Source organism: Enterobacter sp. 241F3, from assembly GCF_034106785.1.
Lineage (GTDB): Bacteria > Pseudomonadota > Gammaproteobacteria > Enterobacterales > Enterobacteriaceae > Enterobacter > Enterobacter vonholyi.
The window spans coordinates 843,057-863,596 of the sequence record NZ_JAWNDD010000001.1; the positions used below are offsets into that span (position 1 = coordinate 843,057).

The 20,540-nt window shown below is 55.4% G+C and carries 19 protein-coding genes; 10 read left to right on the forward strand and 9 right to left on the reverse strand.

Going from position 1 to position 20,540, the window contains the following annotated elements; translation table 11 throughout:
* The first annotated feature begins 139 nt into the window (after window positions 1–139).
* Together sulA and ompA are read left to right on the forward strand one after the other, a co-directional pair.
* Window positions 140–649, forward strand: coding sequence for an SOS-induced cell division inhibitor SulA (sulA, locus tag UR504_RS04065; protein ID WP_111964573.1), 510 nt, complete (start codon window positions 140–142; stop codon window positions 647–649).
* Between the two features lie 354 nt (window positions 650–1,003).
* Entirely contained in the window at window positions 1,004–2,059 is a 1,056-nt protein-coding gene (ompA, locus tag UR504_RS04070) for a porin OmpA (RefSeq protein WP_023311028.1), read from the forward strand.
* Between the two features lie 65 nt (window positions 2,060–2,124).
* On the opposite strand, the gene matP is transcribed toward ompA, so the two are convergent.
* Complete coding sequence (matP, locus tag UR504_RS04075) at window positions 2,125–2,577, reverse strand: macrodomain Ter protein MatP (protein WP_008499929.1); 453 nt, start codon at window positions 2,575–2,577, stop codon at window positions 2,125–2,127.
* A gap of 186 nt (window positions 2,578–2,763) precedes the next feature.
* Between matP and UR504_RS04080 the strand changes: the two genes are divergently transcribed.
* Together UR504_RS04080 and fabA are read left to right on the forward strand one after the other, a co-directional pair.
* Complete coding sequence (locus UR504_RS04080; protein ID WP_302234689.1) at window positions 2,764–4,524, forward strand: Lon protease family protein; 1,761 nt, start codon at window positions 2,764–2,766, stop codon at window positions 4,522–4,524.
* 68 nt (window positions 4,525–4,592) lie between these two features.
* Window positions 4,593–5,111, forward strand: a complete 519-nt coding sequence (gene fabA / locus UR504_RS04085; protein ID WP_008499931.1) for a 3-hydroxyacyl-[acyl-carrier-protein] dehydratase FabA — start codon at window positions 4,593–4,595, stop codon at window positions 5,109–5,111.
* 70 nt (window positions 5,112–5,181) lie between these two features.
* Here fabA and rmf read toward each other — a convergent pair whose 3' ends face one another.
* The 6 genes from rmf to rlmKL form a co-directional block, all read right to left on the reverse strand.
* Window positions 5,182–5,349, reverse strand: coding sequence for a ribosome modulation factor (gene rmf / locus UR504_RS04090; protein ID WP_013097261.1), 168 nt, complete (start codon window positions 5,347–5,349; stop codon window positions 5,182–5,184).
* Window positions 5,350–5,604: 255 nt separating this feature from the next.
* A complete protein-coding gene (gene pqiC / locus UR504_RS04095; protein ID WP_008499932.1) occupies window positions 5,605–6,171 on the reverse strand; it encodes a membrane integrity-associated transporter subunit PqiC in 567 nt (188 codons plus the stop codon).
* A complete protein-coding gene (gene pqiB, locus UR504_RS04100; RefSeq protein WP_111964544.1) occupies window positions 6,168–7,808 on the reverse strand; it encodes an intermembrane transport protein PqiB in 1,641 nt (546 codons plus the stop codon). Before pqiB ends, pqiC begins: the two co-directional genes overlap by 4 nt.
* A gap of 4 nt (window positions 7,809–7,812) precedes the next feature.
* Complete coding sequence (gene pqiA / locus UR504_RS04105) at window positions 7,813–9,066, reverse strand: membrane integrity-associated transporter subunit PqiA (RefSeq protein WP_249575947.1); 1,254 nt, start codon at window positions 9,064–9,066, stop codon at window positions 7,813–7,815.
* A gap of 13 nt (window positions 9,067–9,079) precedes the next feature.
* Window positions 9,080–10,987, reverse strand: coding sequence for an ABC transporter ATP-binding protein (locus UR504_RS04110; RefSeq protein ID WP_127730291.1), 1,908 nt, complete (start codon window positions 10,985–10,987; stop codon window positions 9,080–9,082).
* A 12-nt stretch (window positions 10,988–10,999) separates the two neighbouring features.
* Window positions 11,000–13,108 carry a bifunctional 23S rRNA (guanine(2069)-N(7))-methyltransferase RlmK/23S rRNA (guanine(2445)-N(2))-methyltransferase RlmL gene (gene rlmKL / locus UR504_RS04115; protein WP_302234688.1) on the reverse strand — a complete coding sequence of 703 codons (2,109 nt, stop codon included), beginning with the start codon at window positions 13,106–13,108 and terminating at the stop codon, window positions 11,000–11,002.
* A gap of 98 nt (window positions 13,109–13,206) precedes the next feature.
* Between rlmKL and UR504_RS04120 the strand changes: the two genes are divergently transcribed.
* Window positions 13,207–14,316 (forward strand): YcbX family protein, encoded by a 1,110-nt coding sequence (locus UR504_RS04120; protein ID WP_271367514.1) that lies wholly within the window; start codon window positions 13,207–13,209, stop codon window positions 14,314–14,316.
* Here the strand turns inward: UR504_RS04120 and zapC are convergent.
* Both zapC and pyrD read right to left on the reverse strand, forming a co-directional pair.
* Window positions 14,313–14,855 carry a cell division protein ZapC gene (gene zapC, locus UR504_RS04125; protein ID WP_032651189.1) on the reverse strand — a complete coding sequence of 181 codons (543 nt, stop codon included), beginning with the start codon at window positions 14,853–14,855 and terminating at the stop codon, window positions 14,313–14,315. The genes UR504_RS04120 and zapC overlap by 4 nt on opposite strands.
* A 165-nt stretch (window positions 14,856–15,020) precedes the next feature.
* Window positions 15,021–16,031, reverse strand: coding sequence for a quinone-dependent dihydroorotate dehydrogenase (gene pyrD / locus UR504_RS04130; RefSeq protein ID WP_111964548.1), 1,011 nt, complete (start codon window positions 16,029–16,031; stop codon window positions 15,021–15,023).
* A gap of 247 nt (window positions 16,032–16,278) precedes the next feature.
* On the opposite strand from pyrD, the gene ssuE reads away from it, so the two are divergent.
* Genes ssuE through ssuB form a run of 5 tightly spaced genes read left to right on the forward strand, consistent with a single transcriptional unit; the run spans window position 16,279 to window position 20,519 of the window.
* The gene (gene ssuE / locus UR504_RS04135; protein WP_008499940.1) at window positions 16,279–16,854 is read left to right on the forward strand and encodes an NADPH-dependent FMN reductase; all 576 of its coding nucleotides are present in this window, start codon (window positions 16,279–16,281) and stop codon (window positions 16,852–16,854) included.
* Entirely contained in the window at window positions 16,847–17,809 is a 963-nt protein-coding gene (locus UR504_RS04140; RefSeq protein ID WP_136194627.1) for a sulfonate ABC transporter substrate-binding protein, read from the forward strand. The genes ssuE and UR504_RS04140 overlap by 8 nt, the downstream gene beginning before the upstream one ends.
* Entirely contained in the window at window positions 17,806–18,951 is a 1,146-nt protein-coding gene (gene ssuD / locus UR504_RS04145) for an FMNH2-dependent alkanesulfonate monooxygenase (RefSeq protein WP_111964550.1), read from the forward strand. Before UR504_RS04140 ends, ssuD begins: the two co-directional genes overlap by 4 nt.
* 9 nt (window positions 18,952–18,960) lie before the next feature.
* Complete coding sequence (ssuC, locus tag UR504_RS04150) at window positions 18,961–19,752, forward strand: aliphatic sulfonate ABC transporter permease SsuC (RefSeq protein ID WP_115874645.1); 792 nt, start codon at window positions 18,961–18,963, stop codon at window positions 19,750–19,752.
* Window positions 19,749–20,519, forward strand: a complete 771-nt coding sequence (gene ssuB / locus UR504_RS04155; RefSeq protein ID WP_302234686.1) for an aliphatic sulfonates ABC transporter ATP-binding protein — start codon at window positions 19,749–19,751, stop codon at window positions 20,517–20,519. The genes ssuC and ssuB overlap by 4 nt, the downstream gene beginning before the upstream one ends.
* The last annotated feature ends 21 nt before the right edge of the window (window positions 20,520–20,540 follow it).

Here is a 20,540-nt window from a genome sequence, read left to right on the forward strand (position 1 = left end):
ACGTCGTTGAGCAAGATGATTTTTCGAGGAGCATCAAGATTGAATGAATTTTGCGAGTCGCTTTCCGAAAATGAGGTTGATCTTTGGGTATACAGGGGTTACTGTATATCCATACAGTAACTACAGGGCTGGAATGAATATGCACACTTCAGGCTATGCAAATCGCGCTACCTCTCTCTCTTCTGCTGCAGGCAATGTCTCGCAGAATTCCATCGAGCGTGTTTCCACGGGGCTTATCAGTGAAGTGGTTTATCGTGAAGACCAGCCCTTGTTAACGCAACTTCTGTTACTGCCGTTATTACAACAGCTCGGTCAGCAATCGCGCTGGCAGCTTTGGCTCACGCCTCAGCAAAAGCTGAGCCGTGAGTGGGTTCAGTCCGCCGGCCTGCCGCTGACGAAAGTCATGCAAATTAATCAACTCTCGCCTTGCGATACCGTTGAGTCGATGATCCGCGCGTTACGCACAGGGAATTACAGCGTGGTGATTGGATGGTTACCGGAAGAATTGACTGAAGAAGAACATTTCCGTCTGACTGAAGCCGCTGAAGAAGGGAATGCGATCGGGTTCATTATGCGTCCGGTTCGATCGGATTCTTACCGCAGAGGACAACTTTCTGGGCTAAAAATTCACTCAAATTTGTATCATTGAGTGAAATTAAGATTTTTCCTGGAATTTTTTTTGACCGCAAGATGGGTTTTAAGTTCCCGACCTGAAAATTGCGGCAAGGCTTGTCTGGTGCGGTTCTCCTTAATTTTATTGCACAAAATTCGTTCGAAAAATGTTAAATAATCGGTATACGGAACTTTTTTTTTCATATGCCTGACGGACTTCACACTTGTAAGTTTTCAGCTACGTTGTAGACTTTACATCGCCAGGGGTGCTCGGCCTAAGCCGAAGATATCGGTAGATTTATATTTGACCACGCCCCCCGGTGAAGGATTTAACCGTGATTCTCTCTTGAGACTTTCATGGCGAATTTTGGATGATAACGAGGCGCAAAAAATGAAAAAGACAGCTATCGCGATTGCAGTGGCACTGGCTGGCTTCGCTACCGTAGCGCAGGCCGCTCCGAAAGATAATACCTGGTATGCAGGTGGTAAACTGGGCTGGTCTCAGTTCCACGACACTGGCTGGTACAACAGCAGCCTGAACAATGATGGCCCAACTCACGAGAGCCAGCTTGGTGCAGGTGCGTTCGGTGGCTATCAGGTTAACCCGTATGTTGGTTTTGAAATGGGTTACGACTGGTTAGGTCGTATGCCATACAAAGGCGACACCATCAACGGCGCTTTCAAAGCACAGGGCGTTCAACTGACCGCTAAACTGGGCTACCCAATCACTGACGATCTGGACGTGTACACCCGTCTGGGCGGCATGGTATGGCGTGCTGACTCCAGCAACAACATTTCTGGCGACAACCATGACACCGGTGTTTCCCCAGTATTCGCTGGTGGCGTTGAGTGGGCTATGACCCGTGACATCGCTACCCGTCTGGAATACCAGTGGGTTAACAACATCGGCGACGGCAACACCGTTGGTGTTCGTCCAGACAACGGCATGCTGAGCGTAGGTGTTTCCTACCGTTTCGGCCAGCAGGAAGAAGCAGCACCAGTTGTTGCTCCAGCGCCGGCTCCAGCTCCAGAAGTACAGACCAAGCACTTCACTCTGAAGTCTGACGTTCTGTTCAACTTCAACAAAGCGACTCTGAAACCAGAAGGTCAGCAGGCACTGGATCAGCTGTACACCCAGCTGAGCAACCTGGATCCTAAAGACGGTTCTGTAGTGGTTCTGGGCTTCACCGACCGTATCGGTTCTGACGCTTACAACCAGAAACTGTCTGAGAAACGTGCTCAGTCTGTTGTTGATTACCTGATCTCTAAAGGTATCCCAGCTAACAAGATCTCCCCACGTGGTATGGGCGAATCTAACCCAGTTACTGGCAACACCTGTGACAACGTGAAAGCTCGCGCTGCACTGATCGACTGCCTGGCTCCAGATCGTCGCGTAGAGATCGAAGTTAAAGGCATCAAAGACGTTGTAACTCAGCCAGCGGCATAAGTTATCGTCTTATAAAAAAACCCCGCCATGCGGGGTTTTTTATTGTCTGAAGAAAAGTAAAAAATCTACTTTTTACCCAACAGAGCCTGAAGGTCGTTCTTCAGCGTCGACATCTGGTTGGCGTACTTCTCTTTATGTTCTGCATCCTCAATCAGCTGCACGATGGTTTCCGACAGCGTTTTTCCCCGTCGTTGTGCCAGCCCGGCCAGGCGCTGCCAGACAACGAACTCAAGGTCGATTGATTTTTTGCGAGTGTGCTGATGCTCAGCATTAAAATGCCGTTTGCGTCGCGCGCGGATAGTTTGCTTCATCCGGTTTAACAACGCAGGATTGATGTGTTTCTCAATCCACCCGTTAACCTGTACCGGTTCATTTTCGAGGGTCAGCAAAATATCCACGGCTTCTTGCGCAGCGCTGGCTTCGATGTAGCAGGTGATCAGCTCCCCTTCACGGTGCTTTTTGACCAGGTATTTCCATTTCCAGCCGCTTTCGAGATTTTCCAGTTGTTGATATTTCATTGCGATCTCAGTGTTACCACGTAACTCTGTTCAGAATATCAGTTTTTTAGCAATCTGCTGAAAAGAAATCATATCCTGTGAGTGAATGCAGCCATTCGCCCTGTCGAAATCCCCAATCCTGCTTGGGTACAGCCCCCCGCTTACGGTATACTCCACGCTTTTACATCTGACTAAAAAACATCAACTTTGACCATTACGAAACTTGCATGGCGTGACCTTGTTCCGGATACCGAAAGTTACCAGGAACTGTTTGCACAGCCAGATCTCGCAAAAGAACACGAATTCATCCTTAGCGATACGCAGCCCCGTTTGCATTACGCGCTGGAGCAGGTGTTAAGCCCCTGGGCAACTGCGCCCTTCATGCTGCTCAAAGCCCCGGAAGAAGCGGAATACCTGACGCTGCTCGGTGATGCTGTGCGTCAGCTGAAGCCGGAAGCGAACGCCGTTTTTGGCGGGCAGTATCGTATTGCGGGACATGATGTCAATTTCGAACCTGCGGCGCAGGCCGATGGCGCTTTTGCCGCTAAGGGCGAAGTGGTTACCGCTAACTGGGTCGAGGCGGAACAACTCTTTGGTTGTCTGCGCCAGTTTAACGGCGAACTTTCGCTGCAGCCGGGGCTGGTACATCGCGCAAATGGCGGTGTTCTCATCATCTCACTGCGTACCCTGCTCTCGCAGCCGCTGCTGTGGATGCGTCTGAAAACCATCGTGCATCAGCAGCGTTTCGACTGGGTCGGCTACGATGAGTCTCGTCCCCTACCTGTCTCGATTCCGTCTATGCCGCTGTCGTTAACCGTCGTGCTGACGGGCGACCGTGAGTCGCTGGCAGACTTCCAGGAAATGGAGCCTGAACTGGCTGAGCAGGCGGTATATAGCGAATACGAAGATAATATCCAGATTGCCGATGCCGACGATATGGCGCAGTGGTGCCAGTGGGTGATGACCGTTGCAGAACGTTTTGCGCTGCCAACGCCTGCCGCTGACGCGTGGCCAGGCCTGATCCGCGAAGCGGTGCGCTATACCGGTGACCAGGAAACGCTGCCACTCTGCCCGCTCTGGATCGGCAAACAGCTGCGTGAAGTGGGTGTGATTAGCGGTAACGGTGCGTTCACCGGAGAGCAGCTCACCCAGATGCTGGCTCAGCGAGAATGGCGAGAAGGCTATCTTGCTGACCGTATGCAGGATGAAATTCTGCTGGAACAAATTCTGGTGGAAACCGAAGGCGAACGCGTCGGGCAGATCAACGCCCTGTCGGTGATTGAATTTCCTGGCCATCCGCGCGCATTCGGGGAGCCGTCCCGTATCAGCTGCGTTGTGCATATTGGCGATGGCGAATTTACCGACATCGAACGCAAAGCCGAGCTGGGCGGCAACATTCACGCCAAAGGCATGATGATCATGCAGGCGTTTTTGATGTCTGAGCTGCAGCTTGAGCAACAGATCCCCTTCTCCGCCTCGCTGACGTTTGAGCAATCCTACAGCGAAGTGGATGGCGATAGCGCCTCTATGGCTGAACTGTGCGCCTTAATCAGCGCCCTGGCGGAAGTGCCCATCAATCAGAACATCGCGATCACCGGCTCGGTGGACCAATTCGGTCGTGCCCAGCCTGTCGGCGGCCTCAACGAAAAAATTGAAGGCTTCTTCTCTATCTGCCAGCAGCGCGGTTTAAACGGCAAGCAGGGTGTAATTATTCCTGCTCCTAACGCACGCCATTTAAGCCTCAGCCAGGAGATTCTGGATGCGGTTGAACAAGAGCAGTTCGCCATCTGGGCCATCGAAGGGATTGAGGATGCACTACCCTTACTGACAAACCTGGTATGGGATGGCGAAGGGCAAACCACCCTGATGCAGACTATCCAGGAGCGCATTGCTCAGGCAACACAGCAGGATGCTCGTCACCGTTATCCATGGCCGTTACGCTGGCTGGGCTGGTTTAGTTCGAACTGATCGGACTTGTTCAGCGTACACGTGTTAGCTATCCTGCGTCCTTCACTAAAATAAGGCTTACTGAGAACATGGTAGATAAACGCGAATCCTATACAAAAGAAGATCTTCTTGCCTCTGGTCGCGGCGAACTGTTTGGCGCAAAAGGCCCACAGTTGCCGGCCCCGAACATGCTGATGATGGACCGTGTCGTGAAAATGACCGAAACCGGCGGCAACTTCGATAAGGGTTACGTAGAAGCAGAACTCGATATCAACCCGGACCTGTGGTTCTTCGGTTGCCACTTTATTGGCGATCCGGTAATGCCTGGCTGTTTGGGCCTGGATGCCATGTGGCAGCTGGTTGGCTTCTATCTGGGCTGGCTGGGTGGCGAAGGTAAAGGCCGCGCGCTGGGCGTGGGCGAAGTGAAATTCACAGGCCAGGTTCTGCCTACAGCGAAGAAAGTGACCTATCGTATTCACTTCAAGCGCATCGTAAACCGCCGCCTGATTATGGGCCTGGCAGATGGTGAAGTACTGGTCGACGGTCGTCTGATCTATAGCGCAAGCGACCTGAAGGTTGGCCTGTTCCAGGACACTTCTGCGTTCTGATCGTGCTTTTCGAACCCCGGAAAGGCGAAACCTCCGCAATGCGGAGGTTTCTTTTTTGAAAGAGACGTTATCAGGCTATGAGTGCCCTGTCGCCGATGGCTTCTCGCCAGCCTCCAAGCCATTGTGACCTTTGATTTATCGTCTGATAAGGACACATTTCTTTAGAACGTCCAGCGATGCCGGCCTGATAACCACGTTGATGAGCCCGTTCCAGGCGATCTCGTTTCTGTCTCTTCATGCCTCGTTTCCCTCATTCTTTTGTCTGGTGGAAAGAAAACAGTGTCTGCACTATCTGCACAGGCACAGATAACGAATACCCCGAATTAGTCGCATCGTCAATGTTCAAAATTCATACGGGTGTCATATCTGTGAGCTACATGGAAGTTCATTTGTACAAAAATTGTGACGTGGCACAAGTAACAACCTGAGTTGAAAACGAAAAAAAAACCGCAATCAGCGACAGGCCAACTGCGGTTTTAATGATGAATTTTACTTATGGCAGCCGGGAAATCTCCCTCGCGATACTGGCCGACTCCTGCGCCCAACCCTGAGCCAGGACTTTCACCATTTCGTCATAGCCATCCTTCTGCTGCTTCAGCTCCAGATGGAAAGGACGCTTAATCAGCTGCCCCTGATGGTTCAGCAACCACTCCCCGCTGATCACCACCGCACCGTCATAGCGGCCGTGGAAGCCCGTTACGGTGACGTTCAGCGTATCCTGATCGTTACCCAGCGGCTGCGACGCGACTACCCAGCCCGGAAGCTGGCTGCCCAGGTTAGCCACCAGCGTGTTGCGCAGCTGCTGATCCAGCGGGCTGGCCCACAGGTTGTTGGTCGCAATCACGTATTTAACGTCGCTGGTCTGATAGACCACGCCGTTCCCTGCCAGATAATCCGGCACGGCGACCTGCTCAACCCACAGCTGGCGGTTTCCCTGACTGGCCGTGCTTTGCCCACCGCTGTGGGTTGCCACAGGCAGCTGATAATAACTTTTATTATCTCCCCCTGAACTGCACGCCGTTAACAGCAGAGCGCCAACCATCAATAGCCATTTTTTCATTCTTTTGCCCTCTTCGGCTCAGGATCCTTTTTATCTTTCGCTTCGAACACCAGCGCATTGCTCTTCTCGTTGAGCGTTTTCAGCACCGGCTGCAGTTCACGCAGGACCTGATCAAGACGCTGCATATCTGCCACCATCTTGTTATAGGCCGCAGATCCCGGCTGGAAGCCCTGCATACTGCGGTTCAGCTCACGCAGCGTTTTCTGCATGTCCTGCGGCAGCTGCTGCATGCTCTGGCTCGCCGTGATCTTGTTGATGTTATCCAGCGTGGTTTGCAGACGGCGCATCGTTGCCTGGCTTTCGCTCAGCGAGTTTGTCGCCGCTTCAATCATCGGATTCAGTGGCAGATTGTTGATCTTGTCCAGCGTCTCCATCAGACGCTGCTGGATCTGCGCCAGACCGCTGCTCACCGTTGGGATGATCTTGTAGCCGCCGAATTCACGGATACCGGTAATCGGCGGTGCTTTCGGGTAGAAGTCCATATCCACATACAGCGCGCCGGTTACCAGGTTGCCGGTTTTCAGCGACCCGCGTAGACCGCGTTCCATCAGTTGGGTGATATGGGTAGCGATATCCTGATTTTCACCAATCTGGTTAAGAAGACGCTCTGGTTCAATGCGGATCAGCACCGGAATGCGATAGTCATCATCCAGCATCTGGCTCAGACCCGGGACGAAGAACGGTACTTGCCCAACCGTACCGAGGCGAATACCGCGGAACTCAACGGGCGCCCCCGGCTGCAGGCCGCGAACGGAGTCTTTGAAGAACATCAGGAAGTCAACGTGATCGGTATAGAGCGCATCCTGAATGCTTTTTTGATCGTCAAAGAGGCGGAAAGCGGTGTTCTCTGCAACCGGCTGCCCCAAATCCAGGCCTTCCGGCACGTCAAAACTCACGCCGCCGCCAAACAGCGTGGTCAGCGAACCCATTTCAACGCGCATGCCTGCCGAGGTCAGATCCACCGCGATCCCGCTGTCTTTCCAGAAACGGACGTTGCTGGTGACCAGACGATCGTTTGGCGCATTAATGAAGAGCTGATAGCTAATTGCGCGTTTCTGCGGATCGAACGTGCTTTTCTCAACCGACCCGACGCGGTAGCCGCGGAACAGGACCGGGTCGCCGGCCGTGAGCTGACCTGCTTTTTTGCTGTCGAGGATCACGCGGATGCCCTTGGCATCAGGCGGCGCAAGCGGCGGTGAATCCAGAAGCTGGTATTTGGCAGGCTGGTTACCCTTAGCGCCGGGCTGCAGCTCTATGTAGGCGCCCGAAAGCAGCGTTCCTAAGCCGCTGATCCCTTCACGCCCTACCTGCGGTTTAACGACCCAGAAAACGGAATCGCCGTGCAGCAGTTTCTCCATGCCGGCATTAAGGCGCGCCTTAATCTCCACATGGGTTAAATCGTCGGTCAGGGTTGCGCTTTCGACCACGCCCACATCCACGCTACGGCTTTTGATGGTCGTTTTACCGCCCTCAATCCCCTCGGCATTGGTGGTTATCAGCGTGACTTCCGGTCCCTGATGGCTGTAATGATAAAACAGGATCCATGCACCGATCAGCGCGGTCACGATGGGAAAAATCCACACCGGTGACCAGTTTTTGACCTTCTGCACTTTCGCCTCTCCACTCTTATTTTCCATGCTCTTACTCTTCCTCATGGCTTGATTCAGGCTCACGATCCCACGATAAACGAGGGTCGAAGGTCATGGCCGCAAACATGGTCATGATCACGACCAGTGCAAACATTAAAGCCCCCATCGCGGGATAAATACTCATCAAACCGCCCATCCGCACCAGCGCAGAGAGAACGGCGATGACAAACACGTCTATCATTGACCAGCGTCCAACAAACTCGACCACTTCATAAATCAGGTGCATACGTTCGCTGTCGCGTTTTCCATGGCCTTTCGCATCCCAACAGAGCCAGGCGATGGCGATCATTTTTAAGGTTGGCACCATAATACTGGCGATAAAGATAACGCCAGCGACCGGATAGGAACCCTCGCCCCAAAGCAGTATCACCCCGGCCAGGATCGTTGAGGGCATTTTGTCACCGAGCAAATCGGTGATCATGATTGGCAGAATATTGGCAGGCAGATACAGCATGATGGACGTGACCAGCAGCGCCATCGTCCACTGAAGACTATTTTTACGCCGCACGTGCCCTTTCGTTTCGCAGCGCGGACAAACGTTGAGATCGGCGGGGAGCACGGCGGTACAGCATGGGCAGGAACGCAGCCCCTGACGAATTCCGGGTACGCCGACCTTTACCGTCTGCGCAAGCGTCGGTGCCGGGGCGATATCATCCCACGCCCAGCGCCTGTCAACGCACTGGAATGCACGCAGCTGGAGGACGCAGTACAGACACCAGGGAATAAAGCTGCTGCCGATCCCCACGTCGCCGTACGCCATCAGCTTCACGAAACTGACCAGAATGCCCGCCAGAAAGATCTCGGCCATGCCCCAGCTTTTGAGCTGAAAAAGGATACGCGCAAGCCGGATTTTCAGTGATGCGGGCATCCTGACGCGGTTGACCAGCAAAAGGATTACGACCAGGCAAAAAGCCGGGACTATCTGGACAAACAGGAGAAAAAAGGTGCCGAGGCTGGCGTAATCTTCTGAGAACATCACGCCCGGGATTTCAAGCAAATCCACCTGGCTGGTTATCCCACCCACCTTCATATAGATGAAGGGGAAGAGGTTAGAGAGCAGCAGCATAAAAAGTGCTGCAAGAGCGTAAGCAGTGGGACGCTGCCGCGGCGCGTCCCACTCGGTTGTCAACGTCGCACCGCAACGTGGACACAGGGCTTTATGTCCGTGACCAAGCTCTGGCAACGCCACGAGCATATCGCATTGCGAGCATAAAATATGCCTGTCGGCATGGTGCTGGTCACACATATGTTATCCCTGTTTATGCGCCGTTTTTCAGAGACTCAAGGTACTCCCAGCGCTCAAATGCTTCTTCCAGGGCTTTTTCAGCCGCGGACAGTTCTGACAGTACTTTCTGAGTATAGTCATGCGATTGGGTAAAGAATGACGCATCAGCAACCTGTTTTTGCAGATCCTCAAGCGCGGCCTCCAGCTCTTCAAGACGCTGCGGCAGTCCCTCCAGTTCGCGCTGCAGGTTATAGCTTAGTTTAGCCGAGGTTTTCTTGACAGTTTCTGCTTTTGTTACAGTAGCTTCAGGACCAATTTTGGACTTTGACTGCTTCGTCGCCAGCGACTGTGCCTGCTGCCCTTTTGCGTCGTGATAACCGCCTACGTATTGACCAATTCGCCCTTCACCTTCGAAGATCCAGCACTCGGTCACGGTGTTGTCAACGAACTGACGATCGTGGCTAACCAGCATCACGGTACCCTGATAGCCGTCGATCAGCTCTTCGAGTAGTTCCAGCGTTTCGACATCAAGGTCGTTCGTTGGTTCATCGAGAATCAACAAGTTACTTGGCTTCAGGAACAGGCGCGCCAGCAGAAGACGGTTGCGCTCACCGCCTGACAGCGCGCGCACCGGCGTCATGGCACGTTTCGGATGGAACAGGAAGTCCTGCAGGTAGCCCAGCACGTGGCGCGGCTTGCCGTTTACCATCACCTCCTGCTTACCTTCAGCGAGGTTATCCATCACCGTACGGTCCGGATCCAGCTCCGCGCGGTGCTGGTCGAAGTAGGCGACCTCCAGCTTGGTCCCGCAGTGAATGCGGCCGCTGTCGGCCTGCAGCTGGCCCAGCATCAGCTTCAGCAGCGTGGTTTTACCGCAGCCGTTCGGGCCAATCAGGGCGATTTTGTCGCCGCGCTGAACCTGTGCGGAGAAGTCTTTCACCAGCACTTTACCGTCAACCTGGTAGTTGACGTTTTCCATTTCAAAGACAATCTTGCCGGAGCGGGACGCCTCTTCCACCTGCATTTTGGCGCTGCCCATCACTTCACGGCGTTCGCTGCGCTCGCGACGCATCGCCTTCAGGGCGCGCACGCGGCCTTCGTTACGGGTACGGCGGGCTTTTATGCCCTGGCGGATCCAGACCTCTTCCTGCGCCAGCTTGCGGTCGAACTCGGCATTCTGCAGCTCTTCCACGCGCAGGTTTTCTTCTTTCTCCAGCAGATAGGTGTCGTAATCGCCGGGATAGGTGACCAGCTTGCCGCGGTCGAGATCGACAATACGCGTCGCCATATTGCGGATAAACGAACGGTCGTGTGAGATGAAAATAATGGTGCCGCTGAAGGTTTTCAGGAAGCCTTCCAGCCAGTCGATCGCTTCGATATCCAGGTGGTTAGTCGGTTCGTCCAGCAGCAGCACCTTCGGCCCGCTAACCAGCGCGCGGCCCAGGGCCGCCTTACGCAGCCAGCCGCCGGAGAGCGCCGACAGCTCCATATCGGGTTCCAGACCGAGCTGGGCCAGCACTTCATTAATACGGTTTTCAAGCTGCCACAGACCGTGGTGATCGAGCATCTCCTGCACTTTTGCAAGTTCGTTGAGGTTTTTGTCGCTCGGATCGGTCATCACCAGATGCGAAATCTCGTGATAGCGCTTCAGGTATTCGGCCTGCTCGGAGATCCCTTCCGCAACGAAATCGTAAACGCTGCCGGTCACGTGACGCGGCGGGTCCTGCTGGAGGCGGGAGACGATCAGATCCTGTTCGTAAACAATGCGTCCGTCATCCAGGCCCTGTTCACGGTTAAGGATTTTCATCAGCGTGGATTTACCCGCGCCGTTACGGCCCACCAGACAGACGCGCTCGTTATCTTCGATGTGCAGCTCTGCATTATCGAGAAGCGGTGAGTCGCTGAAAGAGAGCCACGCGCCGTGCATACTAATTAAAGACATTTATTTTTCCTTTCAGACCGCGGTAATCAACCAGCAGTTATGGATTTGACGGTTACGGGCAAAGTCCTGAGACAGCGTTTTTTGGCTGATTTCTTGTGCTTTCAGTCCCAGGGCTGCTAAGCCGTCATGATCCATACGGAAGCCGCGTTTGTTGTTCGAGAACATAATGGTGCCGCCTTTGCGCAGCAGGCGCTTCAGGTCGGTCATCAGGCGCAGGTGATCGCGTTGAACGTCAAAGCTATCTTCCATACGCTTGGAGTTGGAGAAGGTCGGAGGATCGATAAAGATCAGGTCGAACTGCTCGTCGGTATCGCGCAGCCAGCCCAGCACGTCGGCCTGCATCAGGCGATGCTGACGTCCGGTTAAGCCGTTAAGGCGCAGGTTGCGCTCCGCCCACTCCAGATAGGTGCGGGACATATCTACCGTGGTAGTGCTGCGCGCGCCGCCCAGACCGGCATGCACGCTGGCGCTGCCGGTGTAGGAGAAGAGATTCAGGAAGTCCTTGCCTTTACTCATCTGGCCCAGCATGCGGCGGGCGATACGGTGATCGAGGAACAGACCGGTATCCAGATAGTCGGTCAGGTTGACCCACAGGCGCGCGTTGTATTCGCCCACTTCGATAAAGTCGCCCTTCTCGCCCATCTTCTGGTACTGGTTTTTGCCTTTCTGACGTTCACGCGTTTTCAGCACCAGCTTGTTTGGCGCAATACCCAGCACGGCGATGGTGGCGGCAATGACGTCCAGCATGCGCTGACGCGCTTTTTGCGCATCAATGGTTTTCGGCGGCGCATATTCCTGAATCACCACCCAGTCCGCGTAGCGGTCAACCGCCACGTTGTACTCCGGCAGGTCGGCATCATACAGGCGGTAGCATTCAATGCCCTCCTGCTTCGCCCACTTCTCAAATTTCTTCAGATTCTTGCGCAGACGGTTAGCGTAATCTTCCGCCACGCCGGACGGCTTGCTGTCGGCCGCCTTCTCCGCCAGATGGTAGTTTTTCTGCACGCAGTCCAGCGGGCCGTTTTTCGCCTTAAACTGGCGTTCGGCACGCAGCTGCAGGCAGCTCAGCAGTTCCGGCGAGGCGCTGAACAGAGACAGGTTCCAGCCGCCAAAGTGGTCCTTCATGTTGCGGCCCAGCAGGCTGTGCAGGGCAATCAGCGCCGGTTCGCTGTCGAGACGTTCGCCATATGGCGGGTTGCTGATCACGGTACCGTACGGGCCTTTTGGCAGCGGGTTGGTCAGGTTCGCCACGTCTTTCACTTCGAAGGTGACCAGTTCGCCGATACCGGCACGGCGGGCGTTGCTGCGCGCGCGCTCAATGACGCGAGGGTCGCTATCGGAGCCGTAGAAATGAGAGGTATATTCCGCCAGCCCCTTACGTGCGCGGGTCTGCGCGTCGTCTTTGACCTCTTTCCAGAGCGCTTCATCGTGCTGCGCCCAGCCTTTAAAGCCCCACTGTCCGCGGTGCAGTCCCGGGGCGCGGTCGGTGGCCAGCATGGCCGCTTCAATCAGCAACGTACCGGAACCGCACATCGGGTCGAGCAGCGGCGTGCCCGGCTGCCAGCCGGAGCGCATCACAATGGCGGCCGCCAGGGTCTCTTTGATGGGTGCCATGCCGGTACGATCGCGGTAGCCGCGCAGGTGCAGGCCCGCGCCGCTCAGATCGAGGGAGATACTCGCCGTGTCGCCGTTCAGCCAGACGTTAATACGCAGATCGGGGTTTTCACGATCGACGTTCGGACGTTCCTTATTTTTACGGGTGAAGCAGTCCACAATGGCGTCTTTTACGCGCAGGGCACCGTACTGGCTGTTGCGGATCTCGTCGTTCACGCCGTTGAAATGCACCGCAAAGGTAGCATTCGGGGTGAAGATCTCTGTCCAGTCGATCATCTGTACGCCGGTATAGAGATCAAGGTCGCTATAGACCTTGCACTCCTTCATCGGCAGCATGATGCGCGACGCCAGGCGGCTCCACATCAGGCTCTGGTAAATAAGCCGCGTGTCGCCCTCAAAATGGACACCACCCTGAACCACCTGGCACTCTTGCGCGCCCAGGCTTTCCAGTTCAGTTTTTAACAGCTCTTCCAGCCCACGGGCCGTACTGGCAAACAGAGAATTCATATCGTCACTTTTACTCTTAGAAAATTGTCGCGCATTATAGCTAATATGGCGTGTATGTCATAAAGTTGAAGGCTTATTTTCATTCGAGGGAGTGTGCAGTGGCGACGTTATCCAGGCTTTTTATTCATCCGGTGAAATCCATGCGCGGCATCGGCGTCTCTCACGCGCTGGCCGATATGAGCGGATTTGCCTTCGATCGTATTTTTATGGTCACCGAGCCTGACGGAACGTTCATTACCGCACGCCAGTTCCCTCAGATGGTTCGCTTTACCCCTTCCCCGCTTCATGACGGTTTGCACCTTACCGCGCCGGACGGTTCCAGCGCGGTGATTCGCTTTGCTGATTTTGCGCCCGTCGATGCGCCGACGGAAGTGTGGGGCAATCATTTTACCGCGCGCATCGCCCCGGATGAGATCAACCGCTGGCTGAGCGGCTTCTTCTCCCGCGACGTGCAGCTGCGCTGGGTTGGGCCTGAACTGACGCGTCGCGTGAAGCGCCACGACGCCGTTCCCCTCTCCTTCGCCGATGGCTTCCCGTTCCTGCTGACTAACGAAGCTTCACTGCGTGATTTGCAAGGCCGCTGCAAAGCCAGCGTTCAGATGGAACAGTTCCGTCCGAACCTGGTAGTAACGGGCGCAGACGCCTGGGATGAAGACACCTGGAAAGTGATCCGCATTGGCAGCGTCATTTTTGACGTGGTGAAGCCGTGCAGCCGCTGCATTTTCACGACGGTAAGCCCGGAGAAAGGCCAGAAGCACCCTTCCGGCGAACCGTTGAAGACATTGCAGTCATTCCGCACCGCGCAGGACAACGGCGATGTGGATTTCGGTCAGAACCTCATCCCGCGCTCCAGCGGCGCTATCCGCGTCGGTGATGAGGTAGAGATTCTTGCCCGAGGGCCTGCAAGGGTGTACGGCTCAGGGCAGGAAGAAGAAATGGTAGACGTTGTGACGAATGTCGCCTCTGCGATAGATATTCACTGGCAGGGCAACGTCATCCGTGGCAACAACCAGCAGGTATTACTGGAGCAACTGGAGCAGGCTGGTATTCGCGTACCGTATTCCTGTCGCGCAGGCATTTGCGGATGCTGCCGCATCAGGCTGGTGGATGGCGAAGTGAGTGCGTTGAAAAAATCAGCAATTGGAAGTGACGGCACAATTCTCTGCTGTAGCTGCATACCGAAAACGTCCGTACAGCTGGAAGCTTAAACCGCCTGCTCGAGGCTGAAGGCATCCACGCGAAGCTGGGGCTTCAGCCTGTCGTTCATGACCTTAATAGCATCCCCAAGCTGCATCGTCCGCCCGGCAATCGTTACGCCGGGCTGCGCCAGCAGACAGAGTGCAGCATTTTCGCCAGGCTCAACCACCAGCAGGCTCACCTCTTCTGCAGTGTCGCTCAGATTTACGCTCGCCGCATCGCCCGTTGCCGGGGTCCAGTTCATGCCGTGGGGCAGAAAATGCCAGCTCTTTGGCATTTGCGGTTTCAGGAAACGGATAGCCACCAGCGCATTTAATACCAGCTCGGCGCGCTGCTCTTTAGAGAGCACCAGATCGCGGCATTTTTCCTCAAAGGAGAAATAAAGCGCTGCATCGTCAACGCAAAAGCCCGACGGGGAAAACGCATCCGGGGTTAACATTCGGCGGGCAAAACGAGAACGAAACAACATGCCATTGGCTAAGTCGAGCATCATTCGGTCATGCTCGTCGCAAAAATACCAGCGCCAGTTATCGTCAGGTTTAATTCGCATGTGTCTCTCCCGTCCCCAAACGTCCTGTACTAAAAATGTCCTGTTTGCCGCCTCGTTTATAACACCATTAATAAAAGACTATAATGACTAAATAAGCAACAGTGACGGAATATAAAACAACCAGGGCTGGAAATAAAGCCCTGGTTGTCTGATTAAGAGAAAAGATTAGATATGAGTAACGATTTCTTTAATCAGCGGCGGTCCTTTAAAAATAAAGCCGGAATAGATCTGCACCAGCGACGCACCCGCCGCCATTTTCTCGCGCGCAGCAATCACGGAGTCAATGCCGCCGACGCCAATAATCGGCAGACGACCTTTTAATTCCGCAGACAGGGCGCGAATAATTTCGGTGCTTTTTAATTGTACCGGACGGCCACTTAACCCACCCGCTTCGTCACAGTTTTTCATTCCCTGCACGAGGGAACGATCGAGGGTGGTATTGGTTGCAATCACACCATCAATATTATGGCGAACCAAACTGTCGGCAACCTGGATCAATTCTTCGGGAGAAAGATCCGGGGCGATCTTAACCGCGACCGGAACATATTTATGGTGGATCGACTGAAGTTCATTTTGTTTATTTTTAATGGCACTCAGAAGATCGTCCAGCGCTTCGCCATATTGTAAAGAGCGCAGCCCCGGGGTATTGGGTGAAGAAATATTCACCGCAATATAACCGGCATAGGCGTAGACTTTTTCCATACAAATCAGATAGTCATCTTTACCCTGCTCTACCGGCGTGTCTTTATTTTTGCCGATATTGATGCCTAATATCCCGTCAAAATGGGCTTTTTTTACATTCTCAACCAGGTGATCAACACCGAGGTTATTAAAGCCCATGCGGTTGATCAGCCCTTCGGCTTCCACCAGTCGGAACAGGCGCGGCTTGTCATTTCCCGGCTGCGGGCGCGGGGTGACGGTACCGATTTCAATGGAGCCAAAGCCCATCGCGCCCAGGGCATCAATGCACTCGCCATTTTTGTCCAGACCGGCCGCCAGACCTAGCGGATTTTTAAAGGTCAGCCCCATGCACTGCACAGGTTTTACCGGCACATTCTGACGCACCAGAGCGGCCAGCGGCGTTCCGGTAATACGACGTAATTGCTGGAATGTAAATTCATGAGCGCGCTCAGGGTCGAGCTGGAAAAGGGCTTTACGAACGAAGGGGTAGTACATGAACTCTCCTGGATTCCCGGTGTGCAAACCGGGAGGGGATTATGGGCGATCCAGGCGCGAAAGGGAATTGACCTGCGGCAAAAAATCAGCGCAAAACGCAATCGTTTACCTTCCCGTCTATTTCTTATGCACTTTTTCGCATTTTAATTGCAGTTAATCATTTAGTGGAATAACCGTGCGGTGTCACACTCCTGAAAATTGTTATGAATGTTAGATAAAAGCAAACAATTAGTTATAAGGAGGAAGTATGCGCGTCATTACCCTGGCCGGAAGTCCACGATTCCCATCGCGCTCCAGCGCCCTGCTGGAATATGCCCGCGAAAAACTCAATGCTCTGGATGTGGAAGTGTGCCACTGGAACCTGCATAACTTCGAACCTGAAGATCTGCTTTATGCCCGTTTTGACAGCCCTGCGCTGAAAACGCTCATCGAGCAGCTTAACGGCGCTGACGGCTTAATTGTGGCAACGCCCATTTATAAAGCCTCTTTTTCCGGTGCGCTGAAAACCCTGCTCGATCTGCTTCCGGAACGCGCCCTGGACGGCAAAGTCGTGCTGCCGCTGGCAACGGGCGGTACGGTTGCCCATTTACTGGCCGTGGATTACGCCCTGAAGCCGGTACTGAACGCGCTGAAAGCGCAGGAGATCCTCCACGGCGTTTTCGCCGATGACTCCCAGGTTATCGATTATCAACACAAACCACACTTTACGCCCAACCTGCAAACCCGCCTCGATAACGCTCTGGAAACGTTCTGGCATGCCCTTCACCGCAGGGATATCCAGGCCCCGGCGTTTGGTCAGCCTCAAGGAGTCGCACATGTTTAAAACGTTCACCCGTATCGGTCTGGCAGGTCTGATGGCCCTTACCTCGCTGGCCCATGCCGCAGAAACGGCTCCGGAAAGTTTACGCATCGGGTATCAGAAAGGCAGCGTCAGCATGGTGCTGGCGAAAAGCCACCAGCTTCTGGAAAAACGCTTCCCGGACACCAAATTCTCCTGGGTGGAGTTCCCTGCCGGCCCGCAGATGCTGGAGGCCCTTAACGTGGGCAGTATCGATCTTGGCAGCACGGGCGATATTCCGCCGATCTTCGCACAGGCCGCGGGAGCGGACCTCGTCTATGTAGGCGTTGAGCCGCCCAAGCCGAAGGCCGAGGTGATCCTGGTGCCTGAAAACAGCGACATTAAAAGCGTCGCCGACCTTAGAGGACATAAAGTTGCTTTCCAGAAAGGTTCCAGCTCACACAACCTTTTGCTGCGAGCTCTGCAAGAGGCCGGACTCAAGTTCACCGACATTCAGCCCGTCTACCTGACTCCCGCTGACGCGCGCGCCGCGTTCCAGCAGAAGAACGTTGATGCCTGGGCCATCTGGGACCCGTACTACTCCGCCGCATTGCTGCAGGGCGGCGTTCGCGTGCTGAAAGACGGTACCACGCTGAAGCAGACCGGCTCGTTCTATCTGGCCGCACGTCCTTATGCGGAAAAGAACGGCGCATTTATTCAGGGCGTGCTGGATACCTTTACCCAGGCCGATGCCCTGACCCAGACCCAGCGTCAGGAGAGCATTTCCCTGCTGGCGAAAACCATGGGCTTACCTGAGCCGGTGATCGCGAGCTATCTCAACCACCGTCCGCCGACCACCATTACCCCGGTGGACGCACACGTCGCCGCGCTTCAGCAACAAACGGCTGACCTTTTCTATCAAAACCACCTGGTGCCAAAACAGGTCACTATTCGCGAACGCATCTGGCAGCCCGCAGGCAAAGAAGGAGCTAAATCATGAGTCTGAATCTTTTCTGGTTTTTACCCACCCACGGTGATGGACACTATCTTGGTACAGAAGAGGGCTCGCGCCCGGTTGACCACGGCTACCTGCAGCAGATTGCGCAGGCGGCGGACCGAATCGGTTTCACTGGGGTGCTCATCCCGACCGGACGTTCATGTGAAGATGCCTGGCTGGTCGCCGCATCAATGATTCCGGTCACCCAGCGTCTGAAGTTCCTGGTTGCGTTACGTCCAAGCGTCGTCTCCCCTACCGTGGCGGCACGCCAGGCGGCAACGCTGGACAGACTATCCAACGGCCGCGCCCTGTTTAACCTGGTGACGGGCAGCGATCCGCAGGAGCTGGCAGGCGACGGCGTGTTCCTCGACCATACCGAACGCTATGAAGCTTCCGCCGAGTTCACCCGCGTCTGGCGACGCCTGCTGGAAGGTGAAACCGTTACCTTTGAAGGCAAGCATATCCACGTTCGTGACGCGAAACTCTACTTCCCGCCGGTACAGCAGCCGCGACCGCCGCTCTATTTTGGCGGATCGTCGGATGTAGCCCAGGATCTGGCGGCAGAACAGGTCGATCTCTATTTGACCTGGGGCGAACCGCCTGAGCTGGTGAAAGAAAAAATTGCCCAGGTACGCGCTAAGGCGGCCGCCCATGGCCGTAAGGTGCGCTTCGGCATTCGCCTGCATGTGATTGTGCGCGAAACCAGTGAAGAAGCCTGGCAGGCGGCGGACCGCCTGATCTCCCATCTGGATGATGAAACGATCGCCAGAGCCCAGGCCGCATTTGCCAAAACCGACTCCGTCGGGCAGCACCGGATGGCATCCCTGCACAACGGCAAGCGCGAGAATCTGGAGATCAGCCCGAACCTGTGGGCGGGCGTTGGTCTGGTGCGCGGCGGTGCGGGCACGGCGCTGGTGGGCGACGGACCGACCGTAGCTGCACGTATCAACGAATACGCCGAGCTGGGTATCGACAGCTTCATTCTCTCCGGCTATCCGCATCTGGAAGAGGCGTACAAGGTGGGCGAGCTGTTATTCCCGCATCTGGATGTCGCCATTCCGGAAATTCCACAGCCGCAGCGGCTTCAGCTTCAGGGCGAAGCCGTGGCGAACGAGTTTATTCCACGCAAAGCCGCGCAGAGCTAAGGAGTGACCATGTCTGCCACCTCACAAAAATGGCTGCTGCGCGCCGCGCCGTGGTTTTTACCCGTCGGCATTGTGGCACTCTGGCAGCTCGCGTCGTCCACCGGCTGGCTGTCGAGCCGCATTCTGCCCTCCCCGGAGGGCGTCGTAGAAGCGTTCTGGTCGCTGAGCGTGAGCGGCGAGCTGTGGCAGCATCTGGCGATCAGCTCCTGGCGCGCGGCGATCGGGTTTTCCATCGGCGGCAGCATCGGTCTGGTCCTGGGCCTGATCAGCGGTCTTTCACGCTGGGGCGAGCGGCTGCTGGACACCTCCATCCAGATGCTGCGCAACGTGCCGCATCTGGCGCTGATCCCGCTGGTTATCCTGTGGTTTGGAATTGATGAGAGCGCCAAGATTTTCCTCGTGGCGCTGGGCACGCTGTTCCCCATTTACATCAACACCTGGCACGGCATCCGCAATATCGATCGCGGTCTGGTCGAGATGGCGCGCAGCTACGGCTTGTCCGGTTTTTCCCTGTTTATTCACGTGATCCTGCCGGGCGCCCTGCCCTCCATTATGGTCGGGGTGCGTTTCGCGCTCGGCCTGATGTGGCTAACGTTGATTGTGGCGGAAACCATCTCAGCTAACTCCGGGATTGGCTACCTGGCGATGAACGCCCGTGAATTCCTGCAAACGGACGTGGTGGTGGTTGCCATTATCCTTTATGCCCTGCTCGGCAAACTCGCTGACGTTAGCGCCCAGTGGCTGGAGCGCAGCTGGCTGCGCTGGAACCCGGCCTATACCCTTCAGGAGGCGAAAGCATGAATACTGCACGACTGAATCAGGGGACACCGCTACTGCTGAACGGCGTCACCAAACGCTACGGCGATAACACCATTCTTAACGGGCTGGATCTGCATATTCCCGCCGGACAGTTTGTGGCAGTTGTCGGGCGCAGCGGCGGCGGAAAGAGTACCCTGCTACGACTTCTGGCCGGACTGGAAGCCCCCAACGGCGGCGACATTCTGGCAGGGACAACGCCGCTTTCGAATATCCAGGACGATACCCGCATGATGTTCCAGGACGCGCGCCTGCTGCCGTGGAAAACGGTTATCGACAATGTCGGGCTCGGTCTTAAGGCCAACTGGAGGGATGAAGCCCGCCAGGCGCTGGCCGCCGTTGGGCTGGAAAATCGCGCCGATGAATGGCCTGCAGCCCTTTCGGGTGGGCAGAAGCAGCGCGTGGCGCTGGCGCGCGCGTTAATTCACCGTCCGGGCCTGCTGTTGCTTGATGAACCGCTGGGCGCGCTCGACGCCCTGACGCGAATCGAAATGCAGGATTTGATTGGATCTCTCTGGCAGGTACACGGCTTTACGGTACTGCTGGTGACGCATGACGTGAGCGAAGCCGTCGCAATGGCCGACCGGGTGCTGTTAATAGAAGATGGTAAAATAGGTCTGGATCTTACGGTAGATCTTCCGCGGCCTCGTCGCGTGGGCTCGGCAAGACTGGCGGAGCTGGAAGCGGAAGTGCTGGATCGGGTGATGAAGCGTGGAGGTACGGAGTTACAGCGAGCTAAGGCTAATGCCTGATGCCCTCACCCCGGCCCTCTC